Below are 17,923 nucleotides of genomic sequence, written 5' to 3' on the forward strand. Positions count from 1 at the left end.
TTACACTCCTGAAGAGTGACTGAGTAGTACCGGAGAACGGAATGTATCTTCATCCCTTGCTTAGCGTTAACGTCTTGTAATAGTGTTTGGTAATGCTCTCCAATAGTCGATAAATTTCAGATGCCCCTCTTTCATATTTGAAAATATGACCTTACAATTAACTGATATAAATTTCTGAATGTTAGAACAATAAAAAAAGAGAGGAACAGGCCAAAAACAATCGATTTAAAAGACCTATTGTTTGATCATGGCCAAGCAGTGCTAAAGTCGAGTTTGGCGGACTTCCAGAACTGTTCGCGAACGTTTTTTGGTGAGGTTCCGAAATGTTTTTTTACAACGCGGCTAAAATAGTTTTGATCGGGATATCCGACAATAGCACTGATCTCACCAATTGACAGTTTCGTCTCTTTTAGCAGCTTCAGCGCATTCTCGAGTTTGGTCTTCTCGATATACCCCTGTACAGTAAAGCCGGTTTCATTCTTAAAAACCCTGGTAAGGCTCCTCCGGGCAAAAAAGAACTTCTCAGAGAGCATTTGAACGTCGCCAATTTTGAGTTCGCGGTAATTGTCGTCTATAAACTGCCTGACCATTCTGATCCTCTCCTTCTGGGCATCAGCCCTTATGAAGGACCCGGATGTAAGCTGGTCATCATACAGCTTGAGCATCCTGATCACGCGGTTAAGCAAAAGCGCTTCCATGTCTACGCCTTTTATTTTCTGCAGAGAGCAAAGATTGAGGAAGGCCTTGTAGATTCTGGCATCAATAGAGGTTTTAGCCATGTAGCCATAGGCCCTGACATCGTTAAGACATTTTTCATAGAACTTTCCGATAGCGGGAAAGTCAGCGGCTTTTCTTTGGAGCCAGTCGCCCCGCGGGGTAAGATAGCAAAACCGGTGCATCCCGGGAGCCACGCTATTGACAAAGCTCGAGCCCTGGCTTTTGAAGTTTCCATACATAATGCCCTTACTAACCCTGGCTACGCCCGCTCCATCGGCAGTAGATGCGGAAAGGTTGCCGTCGAACATCAGAAACAAAAAAAGGTCGATTCATTTACAGCATAAGCAGTGCGCAACTCTTTCGTTATATCCATTTCATACCACTCCATATAGAAAAGGTAATTGCTATAACGCTGTATCAGCAGCCGTCCTTCTTCAAAGTGTATTTCTCTGGCAGTAGCGTAGCTGACAGGAAAAGCGCAGTAATCGGGTAAATTACCGGTAACATCCCTGTCGGATAGTACCTTTGGAAACAATGTGGACTGAATAGACCGGCGCATTTTAATTTTCGAACATGGCTCTCCTGCAGATGCTGCTAGTATATAAAAATCAACCGAATCTGTCAAGCTTTGACCAAAAATCGTCTGCAATGATCAGGCCATACTAAAGCAGACAAGAGATCCACAGTCGGCGTTCTTCCTCTGCTTCTGCCTCAGGAGTTCTCACTGTCGAGTTCTGCTCTGCAGCATCCCGGTCTTCGCTGAGCGAAAGACCGAGATAAAAGTCATAAAGTAATCCCATTTTGATTTATGTTTCTAGTTACCATTACTAATTATATCATTGCCAGCCGCCTCCTACTGACTTGTAAAGATCCACTACGGCCTGTAGCTCGCGCCTTTTAACATCGGCAAGCTCCAGTTCACTCTGCAAAACCGAGCTTTGGGCCGTTATGACTTCCAGGTAGGTCGCCATTCCTGTATTGAACAGGAGGCGTGCGTTCCCGATGGCCTGCTGCAGGGTAGTGACTCTTTTGTTGGCGACAGCCTCCTCCTCCCTGAGTTTGTCCAGATCGACCAGCGCGTTCTCTACGTCCCCTGCGGCCTCGAGCACGGCCTGCCGGAAGCGTAAGACAGAGCGCTCACGGTCTATTTTTGATAGTTCATACTGGGTTCTGAGCTGTCTTTTCTGCAGAATAGGCTGAACAAGGGCACCGGTGGCCGTACCGAACAGGGAGGCCGGCACAGAAAACCAGTTGCTTGATTTAAATGAATTGAGGCCCGACTGAGCGGTGATGGTGAGAGACGGATACATGGCGGCTCTTGAGAATGCCATTTCTGCATTAGCTCTCCTCACGTCAAGCTCAAACTGCCTGACATCAGGGCGTTGCGCAAGTACTACTGCCGGTACGCCTGCGCTTAGGTTCTCTGGTACCACAGCATGCTCAAGGGGCGTTATGGTCACTTTCCCGGCTGGCAGGCGGCCTGTTAAAATAAAGAGCGCGTTTTCCTGCACCGTGATGCTCCGCTCGAATGAAGGAATGAGCTTAGCCGCTGAAAGGCGCTGGGCTTCGGCCTGCTCGACCGCAAGAAGGGTGACCTGGCCCGACTGGTACTGCAGCCTCACGATGGCAGCGGTACTGTCGCTTAATGCAAGATTGGTGCGTGCTATTCGCAGTTGCTTTTCGAGCATCAGCAGGTTGTAATATGCCTGTGCCACGTTGCTGACTAACTGCGTGTGGACCCACTTTCTCGCTTCCTCGCTTTGCAGATAAGAAGCAAGGGCTGCCCCTTTCCGGCTGCTGACCTTGCCCCATATGTCTGCCTCCCAGCGAAGGTTTAAGGAAGCGTTATAGTCTTCCACATGCTTACTTCCCAGGAACTGACTGGCGCTCAATCCGTTCAGGCTGTTATCGGACGGACTGTTAGTGGTAGCAGACACCTGAGCAGAAAGTTCAGGGAGATATCCCTGCCGGGCCTGGGTCAGCACAGCACGTGCTGCTTCCAGGTTCTTCAGGGCAATCTGCAGGTCGTTGTTTCTGATCACCGCCGTATCGATGAGTCGGCGGAGATTATCGTCGGCAAAAAAGCGGTTGTAAGGAATTACAGAGATACCGGTACTGTCAGCATTAGTTGAATGACTGAAAGAACGGGGCAGGTCAACTGCTGCCTGACTGGCGCTTTTATTTGTCTTGCAACTTGCTAAAGTCAGAATGAAAATGATCGCAAGTAATCCTTTTATAACTATTTTCATGTGTTGTATTTTAATTGACATCTTGAACCGGAACGACGGCTGTTACTAAGTGAGGGCCGGCTGTTCGATTGGCTGAGCGAGAAAATCGTCGTCGGGCGTTTGCCCTGGATGAGCCGCTTTCGGCATGTTGTTGCCGGAGATCTTTTCCTGAAGAGCCTGAAAGACCACAAACAGTACCGGGATGATCAATAGTCCCAGGAGCACTCCCGTGAGCATCCCTCCTGCCGCGCCGATACTGATCGAATGGTTTCCCTTGGCGGACGGACCCTGGGCATACATCATCGGAATAAGGCCGACAACAAAGGCAAGTGAAGTCATCAGGATCGGCCGCAGACGCAGTTTGGCGGCCTCGAGTGCAGCGGTAACGATTCCCTGTCCGCTTCTTCGCCGCTGCGATGCAAACTCGACGATCAGGATCGCGTTCTTGGCCAGCAGTCCGATCAGCATCACCAGGGCAACCTGCACATAGATGTTATTTTCGATGCCCGTAATGCCGATTGCGGTAAACACTCCTATTACTCCCACCGGGATTGATAAAATGACGGCCAGTGGAAGAATGTAACTCTCATACTGTGCTGCCAGAAGGAAATATACAAAGAGTAGACAGAGCCCAAAAATGATCGCTGACTGCCCGCCGGAGCTGATCTCTTCGCGTGTCATCCCGGAGAACTCGTAGGAGTATCCTGATGGCAGGCTCTGAGCTGCTACTTCTTCCACTGCCCTGATTGCATCGCCTGAGCTAAATCCCGGCTTAGGAATGGCGTTGATGCCTATGGAATTGAAGAGGTTATAGCGGGAGGCGGTCTCAGGACCGTACACCCTCTGCAGGCGCACGAGCGTATTAAGAGGTACCATCTCGCCCTGACGATTCTTCACAAATACTCCGTCCATTTTTGAGACGTCTGACCGGTCGCTCTTATCTGCCTGCACAACTACCCGGTAGTATTTGCCAAACCTGTTAAAGTCAGAAGCCTGGGTACTTCCGAAGTAGGCCTGCATAGTCTCAAGGATATCCCTGGTGCTTACCCCCAGCTGCTCCGCCTTCAAGTCGTCGAGTTCAATCTCGTACTGGGGATAGTCTGCCTTGAAGCTTGTAAATGCCACAGCGATCTCTTTTCGCTTCATTAACTCGCCTATGAAGTTATTGGATACGGAACTGAACTTGTCGAGCGCCCCGCCTGTGCGGTCCTGGAGAACCATGTCAAGACCATCCACATTGCTGAAGCCCGGAACAGTTGGAAAGGTAAAGACAAAAAAGTCGGCTCCTTTGATTCCCGCCAGTTTGCCCCGCACTACATTCATGATTTCATTGATGTCTTTTGCCTCTCCCCTCTCTTCATATGGCTTCAGCAGGATAAAGGCTACACCTGCAGACGGGCTGGTGGCCTGAGTGAGGATATTAAAGCCGGAGATGATATTGAGCGTCTGGTTGAAGGGAGCGTTCTGAATCAGGGTTTCAGTCTCACGGAGGACCTGATTGGTGCGTTCCAGAGAGGCACCTGCCGGCATGGACAGCGAGATGGCTATGAAGCCCTGATCTTCAGGAGGAATAAAACCTGACGGCGTTCTTTTAATCATCCACGCTGTTAGCAATACAATCACGGCAAGGCCGCCCAGACTAGCCCATTTGTAGCGTGTAAGAAAACCTAAAGCACGCACATATTTATTCGACAAGCGATTGAACGACGTATTAAAGGCAATGAAGAAACGATCTTTAAAACCATGCTTTATATGCATATCTCCCTTACCTGCAGAGTGGTTCTCCTTTAGAAACAGGGCGCATAAAGCGGGACTCAGGGTAAGTGCGTTCACTGCTGATATGACAATGGCTATTGCAAGGGTGAAGGCAAATTGTCTGTAGAAGAGGCCCGTAGATCCCTCCATAAAGCCAATTGGAAGAAATACTGCCGACATGACCAGCGTGATTGATACGATAGCACCCGTGATCTCACTCATGGCCGAAACCGTAGCTGCCCGCGGCGACAAGTGCTGGTGTTCCATCTTAGCATGGACCGCCTCAACTACTACGATAGCATCATCGACCACAATCCCGATAGCGAGCACCAGAGCAAAAAGCGTAAGCAGATTCACAGAAAAGCCGAAGAGCTGCATAAAGAAAAACGTACCAAGGATGGCAACCGGAACCGCTATAGCGGGGATCAGTGTAGAGCGAAAATCCTGCAGGAAGATAAAGACCACCAGGAACACCAGGATGAACGCTTCGATCAGCGTATGTTTCACCTGATCAATCGACTGGTCAAGTGCCACTTTTGTACTATACAACGTGAGATACTTAACACCTTTCGGAAAATCTTTCTGGGCCTTTTCCATAAATGAGGTAATGCCTTCCTGAATTTCGTTGGCGTTAGATCCCGCCAGCTGCAGGATTCCGATATTCAATCCCGCTTTGCCGTTAATTCTGGTGTTACTGGCATAAGTATAGGACCCAAACTCAACCCGTGCAACGTCTTTTAACCGCAAAATGGACCCGTCGGCATTCGAGCGAATAATGATATTCTCATAGTCGGACGGCTTGTTCAGCTTCCCCTTGTATTTGATCACAAATTCAAAGGCTTCCTTGCTGCTCTCGCCAAATTTTCCTGGAGCAGCTTCGAGGTTCTTATCACGGATTGCCGACATGACATCGCCTGGCGTAAGCTTGTATGCAGCCATCTGGCTTGGATTTAGCCATACGCGCATGGAGTAATCCTTGCTACCGCCAAACACCATTGCTTGTCCCACACCCGGTATCCTCTTAATCTCAGGGATTAAGTTGATCTGGGCGTAATTAGCCATGAAGGTCTGGTCGTACACCTTCTCGTCTTCGCTGTACAGATCCAGTACCATGATCAGGCTATTCTGCTGCTTTGTCGTTGTAATTCCTGCCTGTACAACCTCAGCGGGAAGCTGACTAGTAGCCTGAGAAACGCGATTCTGAACGTTAACAGCGGCCTGATCGGGGTCGGTTCCAAGCTTGAAGTAGACAGTGATAACGAGAGATCCGTCGTTACTCGCGGTGGAGCTCATGTAGGTCATATTCTCCACTCCATTGATGGACTCCTCTATGGAAGGTGCTACAGATCTCAGAATCGTTTCGGCATTAGCCCCCGGGTAGAGAGCCGTAACCTGGACAGCCGGCGGGGCGATATCCGGAAATTGCTGCAAGGGTAATTTGGTGAGTCCCAGAATACCTACAATTACCAGCAGGATCGATATTACTGTCGCCAGAACAGGCCTTTCTATAAATTTCCTGAACATAATCTTTAATTTTTAATTGATGCCAATCTTTTTTCCTCTGCGGGCAGTGCTTCGGGTTTAATGACCTGGTCCTCCTGTAAGTGGTCGATGCCCTTGTACACAATCCGGTCGCCCGCCTTTATCCCATCTTTTACCAGATAGTTACCACCGTTCTTGCCTACGACTGTTATTGGCTTTTTACTTACCTTATTACTGTCGCCCACTGCAAATACAAAGATCTTATCCTGTATCTCGAGGGTGGCCGACTGCGGCACAAGCACTACGTCCTCATGCTGCACTCCGATGCGAATACGACCGGTGTTCCCTTCCCGTAAGAGACCTTCTTTATTAGGAAAGCGGGCCCTGAGCGTAATAGCCCCGGTATTCTTGTCAAACTGGCCATCGACCATGTCTACCCTTCCTCTGGAGGCATAGGTGGACTGATCAGAAAGGATCAGGTCGACGGGCGGAACGTTCTTTATTTTATCACTTAGACTTGCACCCGGATACTGGCTTTTGAATTTAACGAAGTCGCTCTCACTGAGGGAGAAATAAACGTTTACCTCGTGAACATCAGAAAGAGTGGTCAGGGGTTCGGGATCAGTGGGACTGAGCAAACTCCCCTGCTTTTTATGCAAACGGCCTACATACCCGGAGACCGGTGCCATAACGGTGGTGTATCCCAGATTAATCTGCGCAGAGGCCAGACCAGCCTTTGCCTGCTCCAGGTTGCCCTCAGCAACACGATAGGCGGCGCGGGCAGACTTTAGCTGAAACTCAGAAACGACCTTTTTTTCTACCAGAGGTACAAGCTTTTCAACTTCAAGTCTGGCGTTTTCTACTGCACCGCGGGCGGCAAGGAGACTGGCACGTGCTGCGTTCACCTGCTCGCGATAGGGCCTGTCGTTGATCCTGAATAAGGGCTGGCCTTTTTTCACAAAGGACCCTTCGTCTACCAGGACCTGCTCTAAAGTGCCGTTCACCTGCGGTCTGATCTCTACGTTGACGATTCCCTCTATAGATGCAGGATACTCCTGATGAGTTGTTTGCTCGCCCGATGTTACTTCCCATACAGGTAGCGCGGGGACAGTCACGGCGGATTGCCCGTTTTCCTGCGACGAGCATCCGTATACAAAGAGCATGACGAAAAGTAAAAGCGGAGTTTTCATAACGTGTTTTAGTAATTTAACAGTGTTAGATAGTAAGGAATGATGCAGGGTCGAGAAGAAGAGGCTGGGCGTAGTCATATTGTGTTATTTATGAGTTGTGATACTTACGAGCGCACGAAGCACTATTTGAAAAATTTAACGTCGTTAGGTAGCTTACGGCCGTTATTTACGGCTTAAAAAATTTTAATCTTTCAGAGACCTTGTTATTGCTGTAATTGCATCTTTTAGAATCTGTCGGTTGTCCCTTTCGCAAACGCCTCCGTTCACGAGGTTGATGGACACCAGTCCGTGGATCACCGACCAGTAGGTGTAGAACTTCCGGGACACTATTTCTTCCGAGGGCTTTTCACTGTTCATGACGCTTCTTATTGAGTCGCATACCAGATCAAACACAACTACTCCCTCTTCAGACTTGTTCTGACAACAAGTGATTCCGACGCCAAACATGAGCTGATAAAGCTCTTTATGAGTAAATGCAAAGTTCCAATACCTAAGCCACATACCTTCCAGCTGCTTCTCAGGATTCGTTTCTGCCTCCTTCGCTGTGCGCATATCTCTCGCGAGCAAGAGGTGACCCTGTCGTGCCAACTCTGCAAGAATGGCCTCCTTACTCGGAAAATACTCATAGATCATGGGAGCTGTATACTCTATCTCGTCAGCAATTTTCCGCATACTTAGCGCCTGCCATCCCTCCTCTTTAACAATACGGAGTGACGATTCAAGAATATTAATTCTGTTCTCTTCTTTCAGTCGCTGTATTCTCTCTTTGCTGCCCATGCACTTAGTCGTTAGATCATTTAACAGTGTTAGGCAAACATAAGCACTTTCATAGATATGCATTGTCTTTAAATTGTAATGAAATAAAAAGAGTGAGGGCGAAGGTCTCAGGGACCTGCTTCCTGTCAGTAAAAGCGTGATACTGACCTCTAACGCCTCTGTCTAAATCATTTTGTTTATCATAGCTGACTTATTTAAACTCAAAGTTATGTACAAAATGAAAGGCAAGGCGGGTGCAAATCCGCCATATAGGGGGTTAAAAACGACCTGTTGTTCTGGTGCTTATAGTATCGTAGTGGTGTAAACTATAATCGCTGTATGGGAATTGCTCTGATGACGACCTCCTCCTGCTGCAACACCAGCTCGATCCTCTTTCTGAAAAGCAGCCACCACTGCCTGTCGAGCTCATCAGTCATCACTTCGTAGACAATGATCTTATCCTTGACAGTCTTATCGTCGTTTTCTTTCCAGAGTCCGGTTGCAGGCGCACTGGAATAGGCTGTAACACCTCCGAACTTTGAAGCGAGTTCTTCGCGAAGGGGAGTAAAAAAACTGCCAGGGAAAGGTTCTTTGTCGTTGTTATACAAGGGTAATAAGATCTGAATAAGATGCATACTCATTTTTTCTCCGAACAAAGAAAAGATGAATATGTGTCAGAGCCTCATCAGAATTTCACCCAAAAACCGAGCAACTCCAGAATGTACGGGGTTAGCACGGCGGTAAAAATACCGTTCACGATGAGACCCAGACTGGAGAAAGCCCCAAAGGTTGGACTGATCTCCATTGATTTAGAGGTGCCCACGGCATGAGCAGCAGTTCCCATCGATAGGCCCTGGGAAACCGGGTTATGCACACGCATCCACTTCATCAATGCATATCCATAGATGGATCCGAATATACCAACGGTGATGACCACCGAGGCGGTTAGCGGCGGTATGCCTCCGATTGCTTTTGACACCTCTATCGCTATTGGAGTGGTAACCGACTTAGGAGCAAGGGAGAAAATTATATTTTTGGGAGCTCCCATCCACTTTGCAATCAGTACTACACTGACAATTCCGGCAATGCAGCCTGCAATTTCAGAGGCGACGATATGAAGAGTTTGCTTCCTGATCTTTTCAAGCTGCTGGTATAACGGCACGCCTAGCGCCACAACAGCGGGCTTAAGAAAAAATTCTATAAGTTTACTGCCCTCATGATAAACCTCATACTTGATATGAAAGACTGATAAGAATACGATGATGATCACGATCGATATCAGAATGGGATTAAGAACGATCAAACCTGTTTTCTTCTGAAGCTTTTGGGCGGCATAAAACGACAAAAAGGTAAAAGCAACAATAAATACCGGGCTCTGTAGAAACGACATCATAACTTTTTGCGAATAATCTGATGAACCCAGCCGGTGACGGCAAGGATAATTACCGTGCTGCCTATGGAAGCAACAGCGATGGGGAGTAAATAACCTTTGATCACATCCAGATAAAGCATGATAGCCACTCCAGATGGCACAAAAAACAAAGCCAGGTTCTTTGAAAGAAAATCTGCTATTCCTTTAACCGACTTTAACTTAACTACTCCAAATTTCAGAAAGACGGTCAGGAGAATCATGCCGACAATACTGGAAGGAAGTTTTAAGCCCGTCAGTGTCACAATTAATTCTCCAAGCGCCAGACAGCCAAAAACAATAACGCACTGCTTAATCATCTCATTGAGTTTAAATCAGGTCCTGCAAATAAACAGGACGAAACAAAGCGATAGTATAGAAGTACAATATGCGATGCAGTGCAAAACTAGCAGTAAGATCGCTTTAAATAAACAGCTTGCTGCATAAAAATACCTGATGTTCGTCACACCATAGTCAAAGCTCCCCCGCCACTCTGTGAGAGGTGGCGAAGGGAGTATTTTGGTGCTGCGGGTCTATTCCAATTCGGCAGACTTCGCCCATATATTAACGGATGCGTCTTTAGCGTACTGATCAATCTCCGCAAGTTCCTCCGGAGAAAAAGACAAGTTCTCAACTGCCCTGGCACAGTCTACCACTTGCCCGGGGCGACTTGCGCCAATGAGAGCCGAGGTAACTCTTTCTTCCCTTAAAACCCAGGCGATGGCCATTTGCGCAAGCGTTTGCCCTCTGCGCGCTGCAATTGCATTCAGTGCGCGGATATTTTCGAGATTTTTCTGGTTCAAAAACGAAGGGTTGAGAGACTTGCCCTGTGCCGCCCTGCTGTCTTCCGGAATGGAATTCAGGTACTTATCCGTCAGCATACCCTGGGCAAGAGGAGAAAATACGATGGAACCCATGCCGAGTTCAGCAAGGGTGTCCTGCAGTCCATCTTCTTCAATCCAACGGTTTAACATAGAATAGCTGGGCTGATGGATAAGGCAGGGAGTACCAAGCTCCTTTAATATCTTTACAGCCTGCCGCGTGCGATTAGAATTATACGACGAGATCCCGGCATAGAGCGCTCTTCCTGACCTTACAATGTGATCCAGAGCTATCATGGTTTCCTCCAGCGGAGTCTGAGGGTCGAACCGGTGAGAATAGAAGATGTCGACGTAGTCAAGACCCATGCGCTTCAGGCTTTGATCGCAGCTGGCAATGAGGTATTTCCGGCTTCCCCATTCGCCATAAGGGCCAGGCCACATGTTATATCCCGCTTTTGACGAGATGATAAGCTGATCGCGATAGCCGTAAAAGTCTTCACGCAGGATCCGTCCAAAGGCAAGCTCAGCGCTTCCCGGCGGAGGCCCATAGTTATTTGCCAGGTCGAAATGGGTGATTCCGAGGTCGAAGGCCTGGCGGCAGATCGCCTGCTTGGTTGCGTGAGGCGTATCATCGCCGAAGTTGTGCCATAAGCCCAGGGATACGGCCGGCAGTTTGAGCCCGCTGTGCCCGCACCTGTTATACTTCATCTTTTCATAACGGTCGGGATGGGGAGTCCAGTTTGTATTCATACTATCTTGAGGGTTTAACGCTTATAATAGAAAGATCGCCGGATATGTGCAAAGGAATGAAAGGACCATTGATCGCTCTTTATCTCTTTTGAAAAACAAATCAGCTTTCATAAAATGCGCAGTACTGCTTTATCTCACTGCAAAAATGATAATAATACCTAAATAACGCATTTCATTACAAATACCTAAACATAGGCATCATACAAATGTTTAACAGAAACATCTATCAGAAAAACATCTATCATGAACGCAAACTCAGAAAATCCAAAAGAAAAATTCCCCGACTCCCAGCCGCAGCAGCAGCAAAGCCAGGTGCCCGGCAGGACCTCAGAAATGAACCCAAAGCCTGACCATGGTGAAGATTCGTACAAAGGTTCAGGCCGCCTCGCAGGCAGGAAAGCCATCATCACAGGCGGCGATTCAGGTATTGGCCGTGCAGTGGCCATTGCCTTTGCCCGGGAAGGTGCCGACGTGCTGATCTCGTATCTTAATGAAGACGAAGACGCTAAAGACACGGCATCCCTGATTGAAGCCGAAGGCAGAAAAGCGGTGCTGGTTCCAGGCGATATCGGCAATGAAGAGCATTGCAAACAGATCGTTGAAAAAGCAGTCGCAGAATTCGGCCAGATCGACATTCTGGTGAACAATGCGGCCTTTCAGATGGCACGTCAGAGCCTGCAGGAAGTGCCAAGCGAGGAGTGGGATTATACCTTCCGCACGAATATCTACTCCATGTTCTACCTCTGCAAGGCGGCTGAGCCTCACATGAAACCAGGAAGCGCCATCATTAATACGACCTCCGTAAATGCCTATAATCCGCGGCCGATCCTGCTTGCCTATGCAGCAACAAAAGGAGCGATCCAAAATTTCACATCGAACCTTGCGCAGCTGCTTGCAGAGAAAGGCATTCGCGTGAACTGTGTTGCACCCGGTCCTATATGGACGCCTCTTATTCCGGCTACCATGCCAGATGTTGAATCATTCGGGTCTGATGTTCCTCTGGAGCGCGCGGGACAACCCGTCGAGCTGGCACCCGTGTATGTGATGCTTGCCTCCACAGAATCCAGCTACATTTCAGGCGCCACCATACCTGTGACAGGAGGAAAACCTACTATATAATCACCTTCCATTGGCACGGACCTGCATCTTCAGCTTGTAGAGGAACTGACTTGCAGTAATGAACAGCCAGTCGCCGTCAGGACCGCCGAAACAAACATTGGCGGTCCATTTTGCCGGCACAGGGATGTGCAATATCTTCACGCCATCGCGGTTGTAGACCGCGACTCCATCTCCGGTGAGATAGACGTTACCGCGGTTGTCCATTGTCATTCCGTCAGACCCCTCATCGGCAAACAAAGTCTTGTCCTTTAAAGTGCCGTCCTTTTTGACAGAGTACCGGTAAGTTTTGTTGCCTACCCGATCGGCCACATATAAAAACCGTCCATCTGCCGAACCAATAATTCCGTTGGGCCGTCTCATACTTTCATCCAACACAAGGGGCTGCGAGTCGCCCCGCCTTAAAAGATATACAGCTTCCTTTTCCAATTCCGGCCGGGTGCGAGTCCAATAGTCGCGCTGGTAGTAAGGGTCCGTAAAATAGATGTTCCCGTTCGGGCTTACCCACGCGTCATTGGGTCCGTTCAAAGCCTTCCCTCTGAAATCACGAAGCAAGACGTTTACATCGCCCTGAGGTGATATGGACCAGAGCTGGTTATGCTCATCGGCACAAGCAATCAGATCTCCCTCGGCTGTAAAGAATAATCCGTTTGAGCGCCCGGCATGATCCTTAAAAACGGAGAGCGTACCATCGGTCGCATACTTCCATATCTTATTATTCGGCTGATCGGTAAAGAAAACATTTCCCTGCTGATCAGCGGCAGGGCCTTCGGTGAAGGAAAACTGATCTGAAATGAGGACTAATTGAGCGCCGCTGGCTACGGGAAAGGACATGCCCGCTTCCTGAGCACGCCCTGTTAGCGCTGAAAAGAAGAGCAGGAGAAAGAATATTGTGCGTAAGATCGATTTCATTGGTGGTGTCGAGTTTGAATGTGCCATCCAATATCTTAAAAAACCTTCATAATTTAAACTCAGAAACGGAGGGATAATAAGGTGGCCGTTCTCATCTCCCAATTTGAACTTAGCAAAGCCAGCCTGTGAGTCCCAAACAAATAGACTTCCAAAAAATATTCGCGAGCTGCATGCACAAATGGGGGATGAACGCTGCGTTAGTGTTCTTCCTGACTTCCAAAGAACAAACAGACTTTCAAGAAAATAACTCATGAGCTATGCTCACAAACGGGAGATGAAAGCTGGTTGATTGTTCTTTGTGGCCATTAAAAGACACTCAGACTTTCGCAAAAAACATTCACGAGCCAGGCTCTCAAACGGAGATGAAAGTTTGATGAATGTTCCCGGTGCCCACTTGAACTTAGCAAAGCGATCTTCATTGAGGCCTCCAAAAAGCAATTAGTCATCTTAATAAAACAAACACGCTTTCAAAAAAATATTTAGCAAGGTACTTAACTGCGATTATTATTAATTTAGAGAATATCTACCGAACGCAAAAGTACCAACACCTAAAATCAGAAGAATGAACACATTCCGAAATCTGAACAACCTCTTCGGCTGGCTTTGCTTCCTTGCCGCCTTTGTAGTGTACATGCTGACCCTGCAACCTAGCGTAAGCTTCTGGGATTGCGGCGAATTTATCTCAACAGCCTACCACCTTCAGGTCGGCCATCAGCCAGGCTCCCCTCTTCCTACTCGTCAGCAAACTTATTTCATTGATTGCTCCCTCCCCTCATGAGGTTGGCTTCTTAATTAATGTGGGCTCAGCCCTGGCCAGTGCCGCCACCATTATGTTCCTGTTCTGGACTATTACGGCGCTTGCACGCAAGTGCGTAACAGGCAAAGCGGGCATCTCCCGCCGCCAGCAAGTGATCGTACTTTCTGCCGGTTTAACAGGTGCCCTTGCATATACCTTTTCTGATTCGTTCTGGTTCTCTGCAGTAGAAGCCGAAGTGTACGGTCTTTCATCTCTTTGTACTGCCGTTGTGTTCTGGGCCATACTAAAGTGGGATGCAGAGGCAGAAGACCCCAGATCAGCGAGATGGCTCCTCTTCATCGCCTATGTCATCGGGCTGTCTATCGGTATCCATCTGCTAAGCCTGCTGGCAATTCCTGCTATTGCCATGGTTTTCTATCTGCGTAAAAACAAGGAACATACTGCTAAAGGAATAGCCCTTACCCTCCTTACCGGCTGCGGTCTGCTTGGTTTGATACAATACGGGGTCATTCAATACCTCGTCCTTTTCGCTTCAAAGTTCGAACTATTTTTTGTGAACAGTCTCGGCCTCGCCTTTGGCAGCGGGGCTCTTGTATTTGTATTTCTTCTGGCCGGAGGACTGATTACGGGAATTTACTACTCCCACAGAAAGGCTAAACCGGTATTAAACCTCGTTCTCCTATGCGCCAGCTTCATCATTTTCGGATATGCCTCCTATGCAATGCTCATGATCCGCGCCAATGCGAAGACCTCCATCAACGTCAGTAATCCCGACAATACATTCTCGTTACTTGCATATTTGAGCAGGGAGCAATACGGTGATACTCCCCTTCTCTACGGGCCTTATTTTGACTCTCAGGTTGTCAGCAGTACTGAAACAGGAAAGCTGTACCGGAAAGGCAAAGACCGTTACGAAGTGGCAGGAACGAAAGAGAAGCAGTAATATGACCGCAACACCATTTTCCCAAGGATCTACAGCACGGGCGCCGGGCATGTTCAGGCATATAAAAGCTGGCTGAACCTGAATGAGGGAGAAAGCCCCAGCTTTGCAGACAACCTCCGGTTCTTTTTCTCCTACCAGACCGGCTTCATGTACATGCGTTATTTCCTTTGGAATTTCGCCGGGCGACAGAATGATATCCAGGGATACGGCGAGCGGACGAGGGGCAATTGGATCACCGGGATAAAGCCAATAGATGCAGTGCACCTGGGAGATCAGTCGCATTTACCTCCCAGTATAGTTGCCAATGAAGGATATAACCGTTTCTACGGATTGCCCCTGCTGATCGGCCTGATCGGCTTGTTCTTCCATCTCAAACGAAGGCCAGAATACGCGGGGGTCAATGGCCTGCTATTCTTTTTTACCGGCATGGCCATCATTCTGTATCTCAATCAGGGACCTCAGGAAGTAAGGGAGCGGGATTACGCCTATGCCGGCTCTTTTTATGCCTTTGCCATCTGGATCGGGTTGGGCGTTCCCGGCCTTATTCAACTGCTTAAGCGCTTCGCCGGAGAAAAGCGCGCCATTGTACTGTCTGTCACCACTGCACTTATCTGTGCGCCGGCAATAATGGCTGTGCAGGGATGGGATGACCACAACAGGTCCGGCAATTACATTCCCCGCGACATGGCAATCAATTATCTGGAATCCTGCGCTCCAAACGCCATTCTTTTCACCAACGCCGATAACGACACCTATCCCCTGTGGTATGCCCAGGAAGTGGAAGGTGTGAGGCCCGATGTGAGAATCGTAAACCTGCAGCTCGCATATAACGATTCATATATTGATCAGCTAAAAGAAAAAATACGAGCGTCCGATCCCCTTCCGCTTGCCATGTCTAAAGACAAGTATGTGAAAGGCGTGCGCGATTACATGCCTTATGCCGACTATGGCATTACAGATTCGGTAGAACTGCGCGACATCTTCGAGCTTCTCACTTCAGACAACGACAATGACAAAGTGCAGATGCGGGACGGCTCCCGACTTAACTTTCTCCCCACCCGAAAATTTAAATTAACCATCGATAAGGGACAACTGCTGAAGACCGGGACAGTAACGCCGCAGCAACTAGGTCTCGTAGCTGATAAAATGGAATGGAGCATCGGCGGTAACTTTATCACCCGGGTAGATCTTGCACTCATTGACATCCTTTCTCATAACAATTGGCAGCGTCCCATTTACTTCGCTGCCTCACTCCCCGACGACAGCTATTTTGGTCTTGACCAGTACCTCCAGCTGGAAGGATTTGCATACCGGCTCTTACCTTTTAAACGCCTGACCGGCGATGAGCGCGACAAGTCTGAGATCACCAATAGCATGGCTATGTATACCCACGTCATGAGCCGGTTCAAGCTTGATTCTTTCAAGAAAGCCGCTTATCTCGATCCCGAGTCTAAGCGCGTTACAAGAAATACCTGGGACGCCATGAACACCCTCACGTCAAACCTTTTGAATGAAGGAGATACACAAAGGGCGAAGGCAGTCATGGACAAAGCAATCGCTTGTCTTCCATTGAAGGACTACGAGCTGATTGACACCGCCAATAAGTCGCAGACTGTTTTCAACCTTTATCAGCTGAATAAAAAGACCGAGGCGAAAGCATTGAGCGTGCAAGCCGTGTCTTTTATCAGCGCCGAGCTGAATTACTATGCAAACTTACCCAAAGAGGAACAGCGGGCTAATACCGGTATTATCCGATATGCCTTTGCAGTGCTCGAAAACTACCGGAGGGCTGCTGAGGCTTACGGACAGAATGATTTAGATAAGAAGATCAGAGAACTATATTCGTCGGTAGAGGCAAAGCTGATATAAAAAGGTCTAGGCGGCCCTGTTCAGATGGTTGTCTATTTTTGACAACAGATACTGGATGTCGAATGGCTTTTCAACAAAGTCATTCGGCCCACCGGGGTCTGCGAAAACGTCGTCGAGTGTGTGACTCGCCGAGATCAGGATGACTGGGATATCGTGCGTATTCTTATCAAATTTGATAGCATGGCATATATCCCTGCCATCCAGATCATCAAGCATCACGTCAAGCAGGATCAGATCAGGCTTATTTTGGGCTATCGCTTCAAAAATTGAGTTCCCGTCTGATAGCGTAACTACCTCATAGCCCTCAAATGATAATATATCGTGGAGGGCATCCAATATAGACTTATTGTCGTCCACCGCTAGTATTTTTGCTACCTTGTTCATAAGCAGTTAAGAGCCAATAACGTGCCAGCATTCTAACAGTGAAGGCCTTACGCTCCGGGGGCACGCTCAATCTCCTGCTTTTGCATCGGCTTCAGTTCCTCTTCGTTGGTCAGGTCGAGCCTTAATGGGGTGATTGAAACATAATCATTCTCTACCGCCCACCTGTCTGTGCCCTCTTCAGCGGGCTCAAGGGGAGTAACCGTGAACCAGTAATGTTTGCGTCCCAGGGGATCGGTACCCGGCACAATGGTTCCGTCATAAAGGCGCACTGACTGTCTGGTCCATCGCGTGCCTTTCGGCTGCTCGGGAAAATTAACGTTAAACAGAGACAGACCTGGCCGCTTCAGCAAAAGCTCAAGTGTCTCTTCAACAAAGGGCGCCAGCGCTTCAAAGTCAGGCTCCGTCTTCCCGACAGGGGTACTGAGCGCAATTCCTTTAATTCCAAGCAAGACGGCCTGCTTAGCTGCGGCTAAGGTTCCTGAATGCCACATGCCGTTGCCAAGGTTCGGCCCCATGTTGATGCCGGATAATACAACATCCGTTTTGTTCCAAAGATGAGTGCCAAGTGCTACACAGTCGGCCGGCGTACCGTTGACCCGGTAAGCCTCAATACCCTCAAATTCTATCGGCGACTTCTTATAGGAGAGTGGTCTCGAATGGGTCACTGCATGTCCCATGGACGACTGTTCAACATCCGGTGCTACAACCCTTACTTCCCCGAACTTCAAGGCCACTCTGGCAAGCGCGGCAATGCCCGGACTATAGATTCCATCGTCGTTGGTGATCAATATTCTCATAGGTCGAAAAAATTATTGTCTTTCATTGCCAACCAAAA

17 protein-coding genes are annotated in these 17,923 nt (G+C 48.5%); 4 read left to right on the top strand and 13 right to left on the bottom strand.

Annotation, left to right across the window (positions count from 1 at the left end; translation table 11 throughout):
• Positions 1 to 245 precede the first annotated feature (245 nt).
• The 10 genes from ACES2C_RS17555 to mgrA form a co-directional block, all read right to left on the bottom strand.
• Positions 246 to 1,025: a helix-turn-helix domain-containing protein gene (locus ACES2C_RS17555; protein WP_374164363.1), complete on the bottom strand. Its 780-nt coding sequence runs from the start codon at positions 1,023 to 1,025 to the stop codon at positions 246 to 248.
• A 354-nt stretch (positions 1,026 to 1,379) separates the two neighbouring features.
• Entirely contained in the window at positions 1,380 to 1,517 is a 138-nt protein-coding gene (locus tag ACES2C_RS17560) for a hypothetical protein (RefSeq protein WP_374164364.1), read from the bottom strand.
• Between the two features lie 36 nt (positions 1,518 to 1,553).
• Positions 1,554 to 2,966, bottom strand: a complete 1,413-nt coding sequence (locus tag ACES2C_RS17565; protein ID WP_374164365.1) for a TolC family protein — start codon at positions 2,964 to 2,966, stop codon at positions 1,554 to 1,556.
• Positions 2,967 to 3,011: 45 nt separating this feature from the next.
• Positions 3,012 to 6,224 carry an efflux RND transporter permease subunit gene (locus ACES2C_RS17570; RefSeq protein WP_374164366.1) on the bottom strand — a complete coding sequence of 1,071 codons (3,213 nt, stop codon included), beginning with the start codon at positions 6,222 to 6,224 and terminating at the stop codon, positions 3,012 to 3,014.
• Between the two features lie 5 nt (positions 6,225 to 6,229).
• Positions 6,230 to 7,372, bottom strand: a complete 1,143-nt coding sequence (locus ACES2C_RS17575; protein WP_374164367.1) for an efflux RND transporter periplasmic adaptor subunit — start codon at positions 7,370 to 7,372, stop codon at positions 6,230 to 6,232.
• A gap of 183 nt (positions 7,373 to 7,555) precedes the next feature.
• The gene (locus tag ACES2C_RS17580; RefSeq protein WP_374164368.1) at positions 7,556 to 8,149 is read right to left on the bottom strand and encodes a TetR/AcrR family transcriptional regulator; all 594 of its coding nucleotides are present in this window, start codon (positions 8,147 to 8,149) and stop codon (positions 7,556 to 7,558) included.
• 305 nt (positions 8,150 to 8,454) lie between these two features.
• On the bottom strand, positions 8,455 to 8,769 hold the full coding sequence (locus ACES2C_RS17585) for a hypothetical protein (protein ID WP_374164369.1): 315 nt from the start codon (positions 8,767 to 8,769) through the stop codon (positions 8,455 to 8,457).
• Positions 8,770 to 8,813: 44 nt separating this feature from the next.
• On the bottom strand, positions 8,814 to 9,521 hold the full coding sequence (locus ACES2C_RS17590) for an LrgB family protein (RefSeq protein WP_374164370.1): 708 nt from the start codon (positions 9,519 to 9,521) through the stop codon (positions 8,814 to 8,816).
• Entirely contained in the window at positions 9,518 to 9,856 is a 339-nt protein-coding gene (locus ACES2C_RS17595) for a CidA/LrgA family protein (protein WP_374164371.1), read from the bottom strand. Before ACES2C_RS17595 ends, ACES2C_RS17590 begins: the two co-directional genes overlap by 4 nt.
• A gap of 213 nt (positions 9,857 to 10,069) precedes the next feature.
• Positions 10,070 to 11,107 carry an L-glyceraldehyde 3-phosphate reductase gene (gene mgrA, locus ACES2C_RS17600; RefSeq protein ID WP_374164372.1) on the bottom strand — a complete coding sequence of 346 codons (1,038 nt, stop codon included), beginning with the start codon at positions 11,105 to 11,107 and terminating at the stop codon, positions 10,070 to 10,072.
• Between the two features lie 243 nt (positions 11,108 to 11,350).
• Here mgrA and ACES2C_RS17605 point away from each other — a divergent pair, with 243 nt between their 5' ends.
• Positions 11,351 to 12,226, top strand: coding sequence for an SDR family oxidoreductase (locus ACES2C_RS17605; RefSeq protein ID WP_374164373.1), 876 nt, complete (start codon positions 11,351 to 11,353; stop codon positions 12,224 to 12,226).
• Here the strand turns inward: ACES2C_RS17605 and ACES2C_RS17610 are convergent, their stop codons facing one another.
• The gene (locus tag ACES2C_RS17610; protein WP_374164374.1) at positions 12,227 to 13,135 is read right to left on the bottom strand and encodes an SMP-30/gluconolactonase/LRE family protein; all 909 of its coding nucleotides are present in this window, start codon (positions 13,133 to 13,135) and stop codon (positions 12,227 to 12,229) included.
• A gap of 562 nt (positions 13,136 to 13,697) precedes the next feature.
• Between ACES2C_RS17610 and ACES2C_RS17615 the strand changes: the two genes are divergently transcribed.
• The 3 genes from ACES2C_RS17615 to ACES2C_RS17625 all read left to right on the top strand — a co-directional run bounded on the left by ACES2C_RS17615 (position 13,698) and on the right by ACES2C_RS17625 (position 16,704).
• On the top strand, positions 13,698 to 13,913 hold the full coding sequence (locus ACES2C_RS17615) for a protein O-mannosyl-transferase family (RefSeq protein WP_374164375.1): 216 nt from the start codon (positions 13,698 to 13,700) through the stop codon (positions 13,911 to 13,913).
• Positions 13,846 to 14,835, top strand: a complete 990-nt coding sequence (locus ACES2C_RS17620; protein WP_374166980.1) for a DUF2723 domain-containing protein — start codon at positions 13,846 to 13,848, stop codon at positions 14,833 to 14,835. Before ACES2C_RS17615 ends, ACES2C_RS17620 begins: the two co-directional genes overlap by 68 nt.
• 147 nt (positions 14,836 to 14,982) lie before the next feature.
• Positions 14,983 to 16,704, top strand: coding sequence for a hypothetical protein (locus ACES2C_RS17625; protein WP_374164376.1), 1,722 nt, complete (start codon positions 14,983 to 14,985; stop codon positions 16,702 to 16,704).
• Positions 16,705 to 16,710: 6 nt separating this feature from the next.
• Here ACES2C_RS17625 and ACES2C_RS17630 read toward each other — a convergent pair whose 3' ends face one another.
• Both ACES2C_RS17630 and surE read right to left on the bottom strand, forming a co-directional pair.
• Positions 16,711 to 17,088: a two-component system response regulator gene (locus tag ACES2C_RS17630; protein WP_374164377.1), complete on the bottom strand. Its 378-nt coding sequence runs from the start codon at positions 17,086 to 17,088 to the stop codon at positions 16,711 to 16,713.
• 47 nt (positions 17,089 to 17,135) lie between these two features.
• A complete protein-coding gene (gene surE, locus ACES2C_RS17635; protein WP_374164378.1) occupies positions 17,136 to 17,885 on the bottom strand; it encodes a 5'/3'-nucleotidase SurE in 750 nt (249 codons plus the stop codon).
• Between the last annotated feature and the right edge of the window lie 38 nt (positions 17,886 to 17,923).

This window comes from Arcticibacter sp. MXS-1 (assembly GCF_041902385.1).
GTDB lineage: Bacteria > Bacteroidota > Bacteroidia > Sphingobacteriales > Sphingobacteriaceae > Arcticibacter.

Excerpts from the sequence above, each read along its gene's own strand:
- ACES2C_RS17555 (WP_374164363.1), bottom strand. The coding sequence starts at position 1,025 with ATGTTCGACGGCAACCTTTCCGCATCTACTGCCGATGGAGCGGGCGTA.
- ACES2C_RS17560 (WP_374164364.1), bottom strand. The coding sequence starts at position 1,517 with ATGGGATTACTTTATGACTTTTATCTCGGTCTTTCGCTCAGCGAAGAC.
- ACES2C_RS17565 (WP_374164365.1), bottom strand. The coding sequence starts at position 2,966 with ATGAAAATAGTTATAAAAGGATTACTTGCGATCATTTTCATTCTGACT.
- ACES2C_RS17570 (WP_374164366.1), bottom strand. The coding sequence starts at position 6,224 with ATGTTCAGGAAATTTATAGAAAGGCCTGTTCTGGCGACAGTAATATCG.
- ACES2C_RS17575 (WP_374164367.1), bottom strand. The coding sequence starts at position 7,372 with ATGAAAACTCCGCTTTTACTTTTCGTCATGCTCTTTGTATACGGATGC.
- ACES2C_RS17580 (WP_374164368.1), bottom strand. The coding sequence starts at position 8,149 with ATGGGCAGCAAAGAGAGAATACAGCGACTGAAAGAAGAGAACAGAATT.
- ACES2C_RS17585 (WP_374164369.1), bottom strand. The coding sequence starts at position 8,769 with ATGAGTATGCATCTTATTCAGATCTTATTACCCTTGTATAACAACGAC.
- ACES2C_RS17590 (WP_374164370.1), bottom strand. The coding sequence starts at position 9,521 with ATGATGTCGTTTCTACAGAGCCCGGTATTTATTGTTGCTTTTACCTTT.
- ACES2C_RS17595 (WP_374164371.1), bottom strand. The coding sequence starts at position 9,856 with ATGATTAAGCAGTGCGTTATTGTTTTTGGCTGTCTGGCGCTTGGAGAA.
- mgrA (WP_374164372.1), bottom strand. The coding sequence starts at position 11,107 with ATGAATACAAACTGGACTCCCCATCCCGACCGTTATGAAAAGATGAAG.
- ACES2C_RS17605 (WP_374164373.1), top strand. The coding sequence starts at position 11,351 with ATGAACGCAAACTCAGAAAATCCAAAAGAAAAATTCCCCGACTCCCAG.
- ACES2C_RS17610 (WP_374164374.1), bottom strand. The coding sequence starts at position 13,135 with ATGAAATCGATCTTACGCACAATATTCTTTCTCCTGCTCTTCTTTTCA.
- ACES2C_RS17615 (WP_374164375.1), top strand. The coding sequence starts at position 13,698 with ATGAACACATTCCGAAATCTGAACAACCTCTTCGGCTGGCTTTGCTTC.
- ACES2C_RS17625 (WP_374164376.1), top strand. The coding sequence starts at position 14,983 with ATGTACATGCGTTATTTCCTTTGGAATTTCGCCGGGCGACAGAATGAT.
- ACES2C_RS17630 (WP_374164377.1), bottom strand. The coding sequence starts at position 17,088 with ATGAACAAGGTAGCAAAAATACTAGCGGTGGACGACAATAAGTCTATA.
- surE (WP_374164378.1), bottom strand. The coding sequence starts at position 17,885 with ATGAGAATATTGATCACCAACGACGATGGAATCTATAGTCCGGGCATT.